The following is a 13967-nucleotide window of genomic DNA, read 5'->3' as shown; positions in this document are numbered from 1 at the left end:
CTGCATCATTTTAGAGAGTAACCAACCATCATGGCATTGACCTTCGTTCAAAGAATCAAAGAACTGCTCACCGGCAAACGCGACATCAAAAGCGGCGTGCGTCTCGTCATCAACTGCGAGAAACTGGAGAACCGCGTCGCCCTGCTCGACAAAGGTGTCGTCGAAGAATACAACATCGAGCGTGTCGGCACCCAGAGCCTCATAGGCAGTGTCTTTAAAGGGCGCATTCGCAACATTGAGCAGGGGCTCAAGGCCATGTTCATTGACATTGGCTTCGACAAAAACGCGTTCCTCCATTTCTGGGATGCCATTCCCGCCGCTTTGGATGCCGGCCTGGAAGAGATCAACCGCGGAGGCAGCAAAAAGAAAAAACGCATCGAGGCCAAGGACATTCCCAGCCTGTACCCCATTGGTTCTGAAATCATGGTGCAGGTCACCAAAGGCCCCGTCGGAAACAAAGGTCCGCGCGTCACCACCAACATTTCCCTGGCCGGCCGTCTGCTTGTGTTGATGCCGCTGAACGACACCTGCGGCATCTCGCGCAAGATTGAAGACCCGAAGGAGCGCTCCCGCCTGCGCAAGATCATCGAAAAAATCAGCCTGCCTGAAGGCATGGGCATCATCCTGCGCACTGAAGCCTCGGGCAAGCGCGCCCGCCACATCGTGCGGGATTTGAACATCCTTCTCGACGAGTGGGACCAGATCGTCGCCAAGCGTGATGGCCAGAACGCCCCTGTCTGCTGCTTCCAGGAGCCCGATCTGGTGGAACGCACCGTGCGAGATTTCCTCACCGAAGACATCGACGAAGTCGCCTGCGATGACGCACCCACCGTTGAGCGCATGCAGCGTATGGCCGCTCACATCTCGGGGCGTGCCAAGCGCCGGATCAATTACTACCAGGGCCAGACCGCCATCTTTGAACACTACGGCATCCAGAAGCAGATCGACAATGCCTTCTATCGCCAGGTTTGGATGCCCTGCGGCGGCTACATCGTCATCGACCAGACCGAGGCTCTCGTTTCCATCGACGTCAACACCGGTCGCAACAAGGGCCACAAGGACGTCGATAAACTCCTGCTGGAAACCAACCTGGAAGCGGCCGCAGAAGTTGCACGCCAGCTCCGTCTGCGCAACATGGGCGGCCTCATTGTGGTGGACTTCATCGACATGAAGCACCGTCGCGATCAGCAGGCCGTGTACAAGCTCATGCTGGACCATCTGAAGCGGGACAAAGCCAAAACCCAGGTGCTGCAGATCTCTCAGTTTGGACTTATGGAGATGACCCGTCAGCGCTTGAATGAGAGCCTTGGCACCACGCTCTATGAGCCATGCCCGTACTGCAAAGGCCACGGGCAGGTGAAGACTCCGCTGACCATGAGCGTCGAGCTTCAGCGCCGCCTGATCTCCGTCCTGGGCCGTGCCAAGGAGGATCAGAAGAGCCTTATCGTCATCGTGCATCCTGAAGTGCTGAACCGCCTCAAGACGGAGGACGGCGAACTGCTGGTCGATCTGGAGCGCAAATACCATGCGCGCCTCACCTTCCGCAGTGATCCCGCCTTCCACCGGGAACAGATCACCCTGGCCAATGCGACCACAGGCGAAGAAATTCGTCTCTGATTTCAGCGGGTGGTGCCCCGGACGCTCAACTCATCCAGATCGAAACTCTCCTGGGCGCCGCTGGCGCTCGGGACCACCACTACTTTGCCAATGTTTTGGATGGTCTCAGCCCAGGAAAAACTGCTGGGGGTACGTTTCCAACCTGCGGCCAATGCTTCTTCGTCGTTCCAGTCATAACGAAGCGTGGCTGCAGCCTCGCCCCACGATTCTGCAAACGAGGCTTCCGTTTCAAACTGCCACTGCGCCACTTCGTTCGCAAACAGCTCGATCATCACCCGTCCTCCCGGCTTTGCAGAACGCACCTGGCAGGTGATCTCGGCCCCCCTGCCACCGATGATTTGTGTCCAGTCGCCGGCCAGCGGCGATTCTTTGGCCGTGCTTGGGGACAGAGCAATTGGCAGCGCCCTGCCCGCTCGCGAGAGGTGGACGTAGCCGCCTTTCGCCCCTCCCGCGGCGTAATGATCGATCTTGTCCACGCCCTTCCAGCCCTGCGTGTCTGCATCGAATGAAAGCGTTCGCACGGCTGCCGGATGGACTTCGCGCGCCGGGTTCTTCAGGGGACTTTCAGACTGTCTGAGCTCCTTCTGCACCAGATCGCAACCGTTGATGGCGTAGAGCGTCGCATGCTCCAGTTCGATCTTGAAACGCACCGCTGGCGCCTGCAAAGCGCCCTTCTTCCATTTCAGAATCATGTCCGTGACCGGCGTCGAAACAACATCGGCCACGTCCAGCATGTTTCCTTGTTCATCCATGGCCGAAACACGGAGGCTTCCACCAGGGGCTACATCCGCGGTGATGCCGGCTGGCTGGGCCGTCAGCTGCAGCAGACTTGTCAGCAAATGAGCGGGCTGCCCACCGTCCACAGGCGTGTAGCCTGCAAAACCATCAGGCCTCAGAGTGGCCAGGCAGGGCAGGCAGTGGCGCTTCCACCCCGTGTGCGGAAAGTCGTCTCCGCCGTAAAAGATCATGAGTCTGCCCTCTTTCAACACGGGCGGCCCAGCCATCGCGTAAATGCATTCGCTGTCATAGCTGCCTTTCGCCCCGCGTGGAATGAACGGCGTTCCGGGCGCCACACGCTGCCATTTCAGTCCATCGTGACTCCACGCCAGCTCACAATCGACCGTGCGTCCGTTACCAACGTTATACATCATCACATAGCTGAGATAGATGCTGCCATACCGAAAGGCGGGCATGCAGTATGTCTGGCTGGCGCGGCCTTCGGACAGGCTGGAGCGCAGCACGAGGCCGTTGTTTTTCCAGTGGATGAAGTCGTCGCTTTCAAAACGCGCCACAAGTCGCTCGCCGAGGTAGAGCTTGGTAAACCACAGGTATTTGCCGCTTCGGTCGTCCCAGAGTGCATTGTTGTGGGTGTCACCGTTCTGCGCTCCAAAACCCAGGGCTGCTGAGGCTTCGCCCCAGTGAATGCCATCCGGAGAAAACCGCACCTGCGGTTTTCCGAGTCCGACATCGCTCACCATTTTGTAGCGTCGCGCCGGGTCGGCATCATGCAGGTCTTTGAAAACTCCCACATTGGGACAATCGCGTGCCACGATGTTGTTGGCGCTGCTGCCGGCAAAGGTGTGAATCCCCAGTTCCGGCTTGTCCCAATGGGTGCCGTCTTTGGACGTGGCGTAGAGCAGATACCAGCCAACGTCATGCACGGTGCTGGGCTGGTCCATCTGTGCGATGACCTCTTTGTCTGCCAGAACGCACTTGTACCAGAGCTTGAAGAGCTGTGCCTCATCATCCCAGATCACGTTGGGGTACAGATTGTTGAGAGAATTCTCCCACGGTTTGTCCGCCTGAAACAGAGGGTTGGCCGGATGCTTCTGCGGTGTGCCGGGGGCAAGCTTTGCGTTAGAGACCTTTTCCACCACGCGGGAGTCGAGCAGCAGGAGCTTTTGTCCATGGGCAGTTTCCAGAGGAAGATCCAGTGCGTCATAGCGCTTCCAGTCTGCGTCATCAAAATGCCACCACTCGCTGTCAAAGATGGCGAATCCGTGCTTCACCATCACCTGCTGCAGTTTCTCCCTGTTCTTGAAAACTTCGGGCGGCACGAGTTTGAAATGAGCGCCGGCTCTTTCTGAAAAATCATCGTGAGCGGTCGGCATCTTCAGTTCTGCACCGCGGGCATCGACGAGCGTCACGTCCACCGCCGCGCCACGATTATGGCGGCCGCCTTTGGCTGGATCGGCCACGAAGCGCTCATCAGGAAGCGTCTTCCACATTGCACGCTGCACCGACAGCGGACGATAGGCGTCCCAGATCTTCAAGCTGAGCCCAAGGGCCTTCAGTTCGGCCTGTGCTCGGGCCAGTTTGGCCGCAGTACCCGGACGCAGCAGGGCGTGGGCATTCCTTGGATAAAACGCTTGTTTGAAAAAGTTGTCCGCCGTGGCGTAGCGTAATTCGATGACCGGACCGTCAGCCTTCCCTCCAATATCGACGAGGTTTTGCGCTGAGAGGCTGGAGGCCCCTAACAGGAGGGCAAACAAAATTTTCATGGGGAGGAATCGACGACACCGTCAGGTGCGTCGCTTCTCCTCAACGCTGCGAAACCTTGCCGCCTTCGAGCAGTTTTTCGAGATTCTTGTCGGGCCTGACGCCTTTCTTGATGGCTTCGTCGTATTCCGTGCGCGCTTTGTCCCACTGAGGGGGATCCCAGGTGATGTAGAGAACCGAAAGATTGAAATGGGCCTCGCCATAGGCGGGATCAATTGCCAGCGCGGTCTTGAATTCGCGCTCAGCACGTTCAATCAGGTTGAGCTTCGTGGCGATGATGCCGAGGTAATGACGGCCGCTCGCGTTGTCAGGCCGTTTGGCCAGGCTTTTCTCAAAATAGGTCATCGCATCCTTCCAGCGTTCCTGTTTGAAGTAGGTCACGCCAAGCGCAAAGGCGGCGGGTTCATTGGACGGGTCATAGGCCAGGGCCTTTTGGAGGGATACTTCGGCATCAGCATGTTTGTTTTCACGCTGGCGGGTGATGCCGAGCCCGATGAGGGCGGTGACGTTCTTGGGTTCGGCACGCAGCGCATCCTGGTATATTTGGCCTGCCTTTTCGAAGTCCTTGTTCATGTACGCTTCATTAGCCTGGCCGATGAGGCTCTCGACAGCGGTCGGCGCAGGCGGAGCTGCTTTCTTATCGCTCTCAGGCGTGGCATTCGCGATGAGGGTGGCCTGCACGCCCTTGTTTCCCAGAAGCTCCCGCGCGACTGGATCTGAGAAGAGCTTCTCTTCCTCCGGAGTCAGAATCATCCGTGCGTTCTTCATTTCTTCGACCTGTTTGACGAGATCGTTCGATGCGTTTTCCATCTTCTGCAGTTCGGCGATCATGAGGTCCTTGGCCGCCTGCTGGCGGTGCTGGGCGCGCAACTGGCGCATGATGATGCCGCGCAGCATTTCATTTTCCTGGGTAAGTTCCGGGGTGGCGGCCATCTTGCCCTCCATACCGCCCTGCTGCACTTCTTTGAGCTGCTTCGTCAGATCAGCCACCTGAGTCTGGTAGGCGGCGCTTTCCTTCCGCAGATCGGCCAGCTGACCTTGCAGACCGGTGAGCTGTCCGCGCAGTTCTGCGATCTCCTTGTCCTTGCGGCCCACATCCGCTTGGAGTGTCTCCACCTGCTTCCTGGCTTCGGCAACTTCGGCTTTCAAACGCTCATTTTCGGCCATGAGGCGCTTCATCTCGCTGCTCGTGCTTTTCTTCTTCAAATCATCCACCTCAGCCTGCAGGCCCAGGCTGCGTGCACTGGCGGCATCGCGTTCCTTGACGGCTGTTTCACGTTCCTTGACGGCCACTTCACGATCCTTGACGATTTGTTCGCGCTCCTTGAGGATCTTGTCCCGCTCCTGCTCAATGGTAGCGATGCGGGCGGAGGATTCGGCCAGCTTTTCAGACGCTTCCTTCGCGGCGGCATCTGCAGCGGTCAGGCGCTGCGCGTTTTTGCGCATCTCCAGTTCCACCGCCATTTTTTCGTCCATCAGTTTGGCTAGCTGGGACTGCGAGGCTCGGCCTGCTTCCACATCCTTGCCCATGGCTAGGATGGTCTGCTCCATGGCGGCCGATTTTTTGCCGAGGGCTTCGTTTTGCGTTCGCACATTGGTGATTTCACCGGAGGCCCACTGAAACCAGTTCTGCCATTTGCCCAGATCCACCTGCTGCTGGTTGGACTTCGTCTCCAGTTCCGCGATGCGCTGCTTGTACATGTCCTCCCATTGTTTGAGAAGGTCGTTGATGCCTGGCAGGGCACCTGTCGTGGCAGAGGGCGCTGCAGCGGCCTGTGCAAGACTGCCTGGCGAGGGAATGCCTGCGCCGGGCATCACCGGAGCAGGCACCGTTGCTACTGCCGGGGCAGGCGCGGCGGTGTTTGCCTGCGTCTGCGCGGAGCGGGTCTGCAGGCGGACGAGCGCATCCTGAATTTTCTGCTGACGCTGGGCACGTACTTCCGCCTGCCAGGTCGGGTAGTTGCGGGCGATGCTGTCCATGATCTCGCCGGCCTGTTTGAACTTGGCCTGCGCGAGGGCGAAGTCGCCAGCTGCCTCGAGCTTGGCCGCCTCATTGTTGAGGACAAAGCCGCGGAAGTACAGGTCCGCCACCTCGCTGCTGGCATCAATGGACTGGGCATGCGACACCAGGGCGGTCAGGGCAAACGCCGCGACGAGGGTGAAGATGGAAAGAAGACGATTCATGAATATTGGGGGAAGGGCAGGGAGTTTACCGCTTTACGTGCCCCTTGTAAATGGCCTTGGCGGCCTGTCTGCCCTGTCTCAGGCCTTCCGCTGGCGCAAAACGGCCACCCAGCGGTCCACGGATTTCCCCGGCGCGTCCTTCAGCGCCCGGCTTTCTTTGTTTCGCCGGTTGCTGACAACCTCCATGCCCAGGGACTCCAGCGCCCGCAGCGCCAGCCGGTGCTCGACATCGAAATAGCTGGTGATGACGAGCATCCCGTCGGGCCGTAGTTTGGCGATTCCCTGGTCAAAAATCTTCTTCCACAGCTCCTGGCCGTGCCAGAAGTTCTGGTGCCGCAAGAAGACCATGTTGAAATCGTCGCTCAGCTCCTTGTGCTGGTCGATCTTGGTGGCGTCCTCGATCAAAAACTGAGCCGGCAGATGCCCGTGCGTTTCGCGGGCCTGCCGAATTTCACGGATGCGGATGTCCGCGCCGATCATCTCCACATCGCCGCCCTGGGTGAGTTCGGAGCCGACCTGGATAAGCGTCTCTGCTTCATCACAGCGCCCGCAGGCCAGATTGAGAATGCGCATGTCCTTCTGCGCCGCCGGCAGATGCGGTGCCAGTGAATCCTGCAGCAGCGATTTCAGTTTCCGCATGTCCTGCTGAATGGCATTTGCTGATGGCGATTTGGGGTCCGAGTTCATGTCACTCAAGTTTGGAGAATACACCCGCGGCGGCTTTCACGGAAATGCTTTGATTGGCCGCATACGCGCGGGCAGCGGCCATGCGGATTTCGGGGCGCGAGCCCTTGCGCGGCCAGACTTCGAGCGCATCTCGCAGCCGAAAGAAGCCGGGGCACATGATCTGCTCGGTGGTGTGGCCAGTCTTTGCCGGCTCCGGAGCAATGCCCTGCCTCGCAATGTCCACAAAGGCTACAAATACGTGGATGCGTCTGGGCGCTGCGGAAGCGCCGTCACCGCAGGCATTGACCAGCAGAACAAGGGCGATGCTCCATCGTTTCATGACTCAAGGTCAAAACTTCAGCTCCTCGCCAAAAATCATGCGCGCTGCCTGGGCCACGTCCTTGTCGCCACGGCCCGAAAGATTGGCCAGGATGATCTGGTCTTTTCGCATCGTGGGGGCAACCTTGTGAACTTCAGCAATGGCGTGGCTGCTTTCGAGAGCAGGGATGATGCCTTCCACCTGGCTGAGCTCCTGGAAGGCGGCCAGCGCCTCCTCGTCAGTGGCATAATTGTAGGTGACGCGGCCTTGCTCGTGCAGCCAGGCGTGCTCGGGACCGATAGCGGCGTAGTCGAGGCCGGCGCTGACGCTGTGGGTGAGTTCGATCTGGCCGTCTGCATTGGCGAGGAGCCAGGTCTTGGTGCCTTGGAGAACACCGAGACGGCCTCCCTGAAAGCGTGCGGCATGGCGCTCTGGAATGATGCCGTCACCGCCGGCTTCCACGCCGGTCATGCGCACATCCTTGTCATTCAGGAAGGGATGGAACAGCCCGATGCTGTTGCTGCCTCCACCCACACAGGCGACAAGAAGATCTGGCAGGCGTTCTTCACGCTCCAAAATCTGACGGCGTGCCTCGACTCCGATGATGCGGTGGAAATCGCGCACCATCATTGGGAAGGGGTGAGATCCCAGCGCAGAACCGAGGATGTAGTGCGTGGTCTGCACATTGGTGACCCAGTCACGCATGGCTTCGTTTACGGCCTCCTTGAGCGTGGCCTGCCCTGCGGTGACAGCGACCACCTTGGCGCCGAGGAAACGCATGCGTGCGACATTCAGCGCCTGCCGCTCCATGTCCACCTTGCCCATGTAAATGACGCATTCGCAGCCAAAACGTGCACAAACCGTCGCGGTGGCGACCCCATGCTGTCCGGCACCGGTTTCAGCGATGATGCGCTTTTTCCCCAGCCGCTGCGCCAGCAGAATCTGGCCGAGGGCATTGTTGATCTTGTGCGCGCCGGTGTGCAGCAGGTCTTCGCGCTTGAGGTAGATCTTGGCCCCGCCGAGCTTTTCAGTCCACCGTTCGGCAAAATAGAGCGGTGTAGGGCGGCCGACATATTCGTGCAGAAGCCGGTCGAGCTCCTTCTGAAAGGCAGGATCCGCCTTTGCTTTCTCATACTGGTCCGTCAGCTCACTCAGCGCCGCCATGAGAGTTTCTGGTACAAACATGCCGCCATACTGGCCAAAGTGGCCGTGGCTGTCGGGCATCACAGGGAGGGGAAGGATGGAGGCGGCGGTCATGGGGTGGCGAAGATAGCTTGAAGGCCGGGCGTTGGCAACGACCGCTCCATTTTCAGGCAAAGTTACGAGCCTGGCTCAAGCCTGGACCGTACCAGCTTCGAGGGCGGCGAGCTTTTTCTCCAACACCCGCACGCGTTCCAGCAAATCGGGTATTTTGGCTGGAAGGCTCAGCATCTTGCGTCCCTCCATCAGCGGGCGGGCGGGGTAGCCGGTGTATGCCCCTGGTTCGGGAATATTCTTCGTGATGCCCGATTTCGCCAGGAACATGGTTTTGTCGCCGATTTCAAGATGTCCGGCCACGCCGACCTGACCACCCATGGTTACGTAATTTCCCAGCCGCGTGCTTCCCGAAATGCCAGTCTGCGACACGATGATGCAGTGCTTTCCGAGGGAGCAGTTGTGGCCGATCTGCACCAAGTTGTCGATTTTGCAGCCTTCACCAATCCAGGTGCGGCCAAAGCGGGCGCGGTCGATGGTGGTGCAGGAGCCGATTTCGACATCATCATCAATCTGCACGATGCCCACCTGGTCAATCTTCTGGTGGCGGCCCTGAACCATCTCATAGCCGAAACCATCACTGCCGATCACCGAGCCGCTGTGCAGGATCACCCGCTTGCCCAGCACACAGAATTCCTTGATCACGGCATTGGCGTGAATGACGCAGCCGGCGCCGAGCTTGACTCCACGCCCGATGTAAGCCCCGGCATGAATCGTGCAGCCGTCACCCAGCTCCACACCGCTCTCGATGACCGCACGGGGGCCGATGCTGACCTTCTTCACATCGTAGATCACGTCAGCCGCCACCGTGGCCGTCGCATGCACTCCAGGCACAAATTCGACGGCGGGAGGCCCAAAGTGCCGGATGGCATGGGAAAAGGCGAGCGTGGGGTTTTTGACACGGATGAGGGCGATACCTTCCCGTGCATCTTCAGAGGCGAGATCCTCCGGCACCAGGGCGGCTGTCGCACGGGTGGTCTTGAGCATTGGCAGGTAACGCGCATTGCCCAGAAAGGTGACCTCACCAGCCGTCGCTTCCATCAGCGAATTCAATCCGGTGATCACAGCATCCGGACTGCCCACGGCGAGTGTTCCTCCGACGAGTTCAGCAAGTTTCTGCAATGTGATGGAATTGCTCATGGCACAGACGTGGGACCGTAAAACAAAAAAGGCACGCCGCAAGCGTCTGCGGCGTGCCTCGAAATTTCGTCAGTTGAAGGCTATTTTTTAGGCTCTTCAGTCTTCGCTGGAGCCGCGGCCTCCTCCTTCTTTGGCTCTGTTCCGGGAGGCGGAGCATTCTTGTTCAATTCAACGATGAGCTGGTCGGTCAGGTCCGTAGCAAAGCCTTCGCGCACGTGCAGGATGATCGGCACGGTGGAAAGGCTGACGCCGGTTTTGTCAAAAACCATGTCATATTTTTCCACCTTGGAACGGTCCTTGACGACCAGAAGGATTTCCTCGTAAAGCCCTTTGCGGATCTGCATGTCTTCCTGCTTGAGCTGTGCCTGGCGGCGCTCGGCAAACTCCTGCATTTCCATTTCCATGGAGCGGATCTCCTTGATCTTTTCGTTCAGCTCCGCGCCATATTTGGCACGCTGTTCCTGAGTAATGATGGGATCTGAAGCGATTTTTTGAAGCTTCTGGGCTTCCGCGTTCAGGTTCTTGTACACTGTCGAACGTTCCTGCATTTCCTGAGCGGCCTTGTCATAATTGGCCTTGTACTTTTCTGCGGCGGATTTCGTTTTGTGGAACTCCTGAAAGACTTTGGACATGTCGATCACGCCAATTTTCAGATCGGCAGCATGGAGGGAGCAGGTGGCAAGGAGGAGTGCGAAGAACGCTCGGCGAATCATAAGTGGGGGAGTTTATAGGGATTGGTGGGGCAGACAAACAAAATGTCCGTCGCAGGCTTTTAGAACTTATAGCCCATGTTGAACTGAACGCGGCCGCTGCCTGATCTGTTGTCCTTGTCGACCGGAACCGCGTAGTCAACACGGATGGGGCCCACTGGAAGGAAAAGGCGCACGCCGATGCCGACGTCAGAGAAGATCATGCCGTTTCCAGAGGTGGCACCGGTGGCGCCGGCGATCGAGCCGATGTCCCCGAAAAACACCACACGTGGAGATTTGTCCACGTTGGAGGTGATGTGCACAGGAACGGAGAATTCGCTGGAGGCGTAGAATGAAGTCAGGCCGCCGATCGGTTCCCCGGTTGCATCCTTCGGACCTGCATGACGATAGGCAAAACCGCGCAGATTGTTGGCACCGCCGAGGAACTGGCGTTCAAAGATGGGCACCCGCTTGCTGTCCCAGCTGTTCACGATGCGGAACATGCCTTCGAAGCTCAAAATGGTGTCCCCAGGAAGGTTGAAATACTGCTGGCCGCCGATATTTGCCCCGACCACCGGGACATTGCCTCCCAGACCGGACAGCAGCGCTCCTGCCTCCAGTTTGTGACCGCTGCGGGTGATGAACACGCTGTCACGCGTGTCGTTCACAAAGTTCATGTCAATCTTGCTCTGGATGTATGAGCCGGCTTCCTGGGCGATGAGAGGGGAGGCTCCGTTGGCGATGCCGTTGATCTTGATTTGCTGCAGGGTGTAGGTGGTTTCAAAATAGGAGTGCTCTCCCAGCTTTTTACGAATGCCTGCGGAGGCGCCAACATTGGTTTGGTTGAAGTAATTGGAGAGATAGTAGAGGTTGTGGAAGAAACCCTCGACCGTGAATGCAAGCTCACGCCCCATGAACCAGGGTTCGGTCCAGCTGATGGTGACGTCACGGCGCAGAGCACCAGCGCGGATGTTGGTGTTGAAACGCTGGCCGCCACCGCGGAAATCCTTCCAGTCGCTGATGTCAAAGTTCGTCTGGGTTACTTGGATGAAAGCCGTGATGCTGTCGATGGAGCTGAAGCCGGCGCCAAAATTCACGGTGCCCGTGCTCTGCTCGGTGACCGTGACGTCCACATCCTTGTAGCCGGGTGCCGTGGTCGCAGTGTTGCGGGTGTCCACTGCGCTGAAATAATTCAGGTTCTGCAGGCGGTTCTTGCCTGCTTCAATCTTCACCGTGTTCAGTTCTTCACCGGGCGAGAATGGAAGTTCACGGCGGATGACCTCGTCCTTCGTGAAGGAGTTTCCGGAAATGTTGACCTTGTTGATGTAGGACTTGGTGCCTTCGACGATGGTGTAGGCTACGGCGACCTGTCCCGCGCCCGTTTCGGTAATGTGGGCCTCGACCTGCGCATCAGCGTAGCCGCGGGAGCCATAATAGTCGTGGATCATTTTCTTGTCAGCCTCGATATGGCTGCCCATGTAGGCGAAACCGGGTTCCGCCTTCACCCCTGCCTCAAGGGCTTCCTTGGTGAAGATGGTGTTGCCGGTGATTTTGACGGCCGACACATCATATTTTGCACCTTCGCTGATCACGTACACCAGGTCAATCTTGTTGGCGGACACCGGCACGATCCGGCGCTCGGTCACTTTGGCATAGACGAAGCCCTTGTCCTTGAAAGCCATCTCAATGATTTTGATGTCTTCCTGCACGTCGTCGTGGTTCAGCTTGCCTTTTTTGCCCCAAAGATTCCACAGGTGGTGCTCCTGTGATTTGAGCTTGCCGCGCAGCACGCGGGACTTGATGGCGGTGTTGCCTTCGAAGAGGATGTCACGGATGATGCCGCGGGCTCCTTCATCGATTTTAAAAATCACCGTGGAGTACCCTTCCCGTGCGGACGGGATGATCTCATAGTTCCCGCTGGCATCGGCGTAGCCCTTCTTCTCATACAGGTCGATGATCTTTTGCTGAGCCGCGGCCAGCTTGCTTTCATCCAGAGGATCTCCCACTTTGACAGCGATCTCCTTCTTCAACTTGTCTTTGTCGAAGGCCGTGTTGCCAACGAACTGAATTTCGGCGATGCCGCCACGGCCGACGATCTCGACCACCACCTTGACCCCGCCAGCGACGTCCACGGTGTGGCTGTTGACGCTCTCGATGGCTCCCGTGCCGTAGAGGGTGCGCATGTCGCGTTCCATCGACTCGTCGGTGAAGGGCTGGCCAACGCGGGTGGACATCTGGCTGCGCACCCGGTTTTCATCAAGTTTCACTCCCCCCTTGATGACGATCTCGACTTCCTTCACTGTTTTCTTATTGGCAGGAGACAAGGGCAACCCAACTTGAGCTCGAGCCAGTTGCGGTGCAGCGCCCAAAACGGCGAGAGCCACCGCAGAAATTAGCAACAGGCGAGACATGAGGGAAGATCCGTAATTCATAGGCAAAAGCAGATTAAACACACTGAGAACAGGCAAAGCGGCACGGCGCGCCCAGACTGGCGCACAACAAGCCAGCAGTACTGCTGCCTCAACTCTCCACGTCAAGGCGTAAGTTCTGAGGGTATTCTTGCCGTTTTTTGCGGTCTGCATGATAGATAAAAGCCCGCCCGGCCAGATTTTGCGCAGCTTAGGACACGAATTGACCGGATTTTCAGGGCCAGAAAGCTATTGAAACAAATTTGCCGCCAATCATGCCTCGCTCCAATCTGCGCAACTATCTGCAGCTGCATCTTGTGGTGCTGGCGTGGGGGCTTACGGCGATATTGGGCAAGCTTATCCAGCTGCCGCCGGTCGATTTAGTGCTCTGGCGCACCGCAGTGGCGGCCCTTTGTTTTTGTCTGCTGGCCTGCGCCATGGGGCATCCGCTTTGCCTGTCTTGGCGCAGGACCCTGGCGATGCTGGCTGTGGGGGCGCTCCTGGGGCTCCACTGGGTGTTGTTCTTTTGGTCCGCCCGGCTCGCCACCGCTTCTGTGTGCCTGGCGGCGATGCCGACGGGCATGCTCTGGGCCTCCCTGATCGAGCCTTTGATCGATGGTTCAAGGCGCTGGCGGCCCGCCGAACTTCTGGTGGGCGTGGTCATGGTGGGCGCTGTCTGGCTCATCTACCAGGTGGAGTTTCGCTACTGGCTGGGCTTCTCGGTTGCCATCGGCGCCGCTGTGCTCGCCGCGTTTTTTGCCACTCTTAGCAAGCAGCTTGTCGCCAGGGACATCCACTGGAGTGTCATGGGCTGCTACCAGATGGCGGGTGCTTGCCTGGCTGCCTTGCTTGCTCGTCCGGTGCTTGAAGTCGGTGTCCTGCCGGTGGTGCCGGATGGCGTCTCCGCAGTTTGGCTCGGGGTGCTCGCACTGGTCTGCACGGTTGCAGCCTACGCCGGATTCATGGATGCACTGCGCAGGGTCAGCGTCTTCACGGTCAATGTCGTCTATAACATGGAGCCGGTTTACGGCATCCTGCTGGCAGCTTTCGTGTTTGGGCGCGCCGAAGTCATGAGCGCGGGTTTCTACTTTGGCGCTGGGATTATCATTGCCGTGGTGCTGGCGGTCCCGTGGGTGCGGCGCTGGGCGGAAAGGTGAGAGTTGCTGGACATGGCCCCCCGAGTGAGCTTGC

Annotated in this window: 10 protein-coding genes; 2 read left to right on the top strand and 8 right to left on the bottom strand. The window is 58.5% G+C overall.

Features of this window, described 5'->3' with window-relative positions:
- Positions 1-30: 30 nt before the first annotated feature.
- Complete coding sequence (locus ACILSR_RS01490; protein ID WP_395747947.1) at positions 31-1617, top strand: ribonuclease E/G; 1587 nt, start codon at positions 31-33, stop codon at positions 1615-1617.
- Positions 1618-1619: 2 nt separating this feature from the next.
- On the opposite strand, the gene ACILSR_RS01485 is transcribed toward ACILSR_RS01490, so the two are convergent.
- The 8 genes from ACILSR_RS01485 to bamA form a co-directional block, all read right to left on the bottom strand.
- Positions 1620-4118, bottom strand: a complete 2499-nt coding sequence (locus ACILSR_RS01485) for a M15 family metallopeptidase (RefSeq protein ID WP_395747946.1) — start codon at positions 4116-4118, stop codon at positions 1620-1622.
- A 40-nt stretch (positions 4119-4158) separates the two neighbouring features.
- Positions 4159-6300: a tetratricopeptide repeat protein gene (locus ACILSR_RS01480; protein WP_395747945.1), complete on the bottom strand. Its 2142-nt coding sequence runs from the start codon at positions 6298-6300 to the stop codon at positions 4159-4161.
- Between the two features lie 78 nt (positions 6301-6378).
- A complete protein-coding gene (locus ACILSR_RS01475; RefSeq protein WP_395747944.1) occupies positions 6379-6987 on the bottom strand; it encodes a methyltransferase domain-containing protein in 609 nt (202 codons plus the stop codon).
- A gap of 1 nt (position 6988) precedes the next feature.
- Complete coding sequence (locus ACILSR_RS01470) at positions 6989-7306, bottom strand: hypothetical protein (RefSeq protein WP_395747943.1); 318 nt, start codon at positions 7304-7306, stop codon at positions 6989-6991.
- Positions 7307-7315: 9 nt separating this feature from the next.
- Complete coding sequence (gene trpB, locus ACILSR_RS01465; RefSeq protein ID WP_395747942.1) at positions 7316-8542, bottom strand: tryptophan synthase subunit beta; 1227 nt, start codon at positions 8540-8542, stop codon at positions 7316-7318.
- A gap of 75 nt (positions 8543-8617) precedes the next feature.
- Positions 8618-9679, bottom strand: coding sequence for a UDP-3-O-(3-hydroxymyristoyl)glucosamine N-acyltransferase (gene lpxD / locus ACILSR_RS01460; RefSeq protein WP_395747941.1), 1062 nt, complete (start codon positions 9677-9679; stop codon positions 8618-8620).
- An 80-nt stretch (positions 9680-9759) separates the two neighbouring features.
- On the bottom strand, positions 9760-10392 hold the full coding sequence (locus tag ACILSR_RS01455; RefSeq protein WP_395747940.1) for an OmpH family outer membrane protein: 633 nt from the start codon (positions 10390-10392) through the stop codon (positions 9760-9762).
- A gap of 59 nt (positions 10393-10451) precedes the next feature.
- Positions 10452-12692 carry an outer membrane protein assembly factor BamA gene (gene bamA / locus ACILSR_RS01450; protein ID WP_395747939.1) on the bottom strand — a complete coding sequence of 747 codons (2241 nt, stop codon included), beginning with the start codon at positions 12690-12692 and terminating at the stop codon, positions 10452-10454.
- Positions 12693-13051: 359 nt separating this feature from the next.
- Here bamA and ACILSR_RS01445 point away from each other — a divergent pair, with 359 nt between their 5' ends.
- Positions 13052-13933, top strand: a complete 882-nt coding sequence (locus ACILSR_RS01445; protein WP_395747938.1) for a DMT family transporter — start codon at positions 13052-13054, stop codon at positions 13931-13933.
- The last annotated feature ends 34 nt before the right edge of the window (positions 13934-13967 follow it).

The organism is Prosthecobacter sp. (assembly GCF_044222565.1).
In the GTDB taxonomy this organism is placed as follows: domain Bacteria; phylum Verrucomicrobiota; class Verrucomicrobiia; order Verrucomicrobiales; family Verrucomicrobiaceae; genus Prosthecobacter.
The sequence above is the reverse complement of the archived record's forward strand: the minus strand, read 5'-3'. Positions and strand labels throughout refer to the sequence as shown.

Excerpts from the sequence above, each read along its gene's own strand:
- ACILSR_RS01490 (WP_395747947.1), top strand. The coding sequence starts at position 31 with ATGGCATTGACCTTCGTTCAAAGAATCAAAGAACTGCTCACCGGCAAA.
- ACILSR_RS01485 (WP_395747946.1), bottom strand. The coding sequence starts at position 4,118 with ATGAAAATTTTGTTTGCCCTCCTGTTAGGGGCCTCCAGCCTCTCAGCG.
- ACILSR_RS01480 (WP_395747945.1), bottom strand. The coding sequence starts at position 6,300 with ATGAATCGTCTTCTTTCCATCTTCACCCTCGTCGCGGCGTTTGCCCTG.
- ACILSR_RS01475 (WP_395747944.1), bottom strand. The coding sequence starts at position 6,987 with ATGAACTCGGACCCCAAATCGCCATCAGCAAATGCCATTCAGCAGGAC.
- ACILSR_RS01470 (WP_395747943.1), bottom strand. The coding sequence starts at position 7,306 with ATGAAACGATGGAGCATCGCCCTTGTTCTGCTGGTCAATGCCTGCGGT.
- trpB (WP_395747942.1), bottom strand. The coding sequence starts at position 8,542 with ATGACCGCCGCCTCCATCCTTCCCCTCCCTGTGATGCCCGACAGCCAC.
- lpxD (WP_395747941.1), bottom strand. The coding sequence starts at position 9,679 with ATGAGCAATTCCATCACATTGCAGAAACTTGCTGAACTCGTCGGAGGA.
- ACILSR_RS01455 (WP_395747940.1), bottom strand. The coding sequence starts at position 10,392 with ATGATTCGCCGAGCGTTCTTCGCACTCCTCCTTGCCACCTGCTCCCTC.
- ACILSR_RS01445 (WP_395747938.1), top strand. The coding sequence starts at position 13,052 with ATGCCTCGCTCCAATCTGCGCAACTATCTGCAGCTGCATCTTGTGGTG.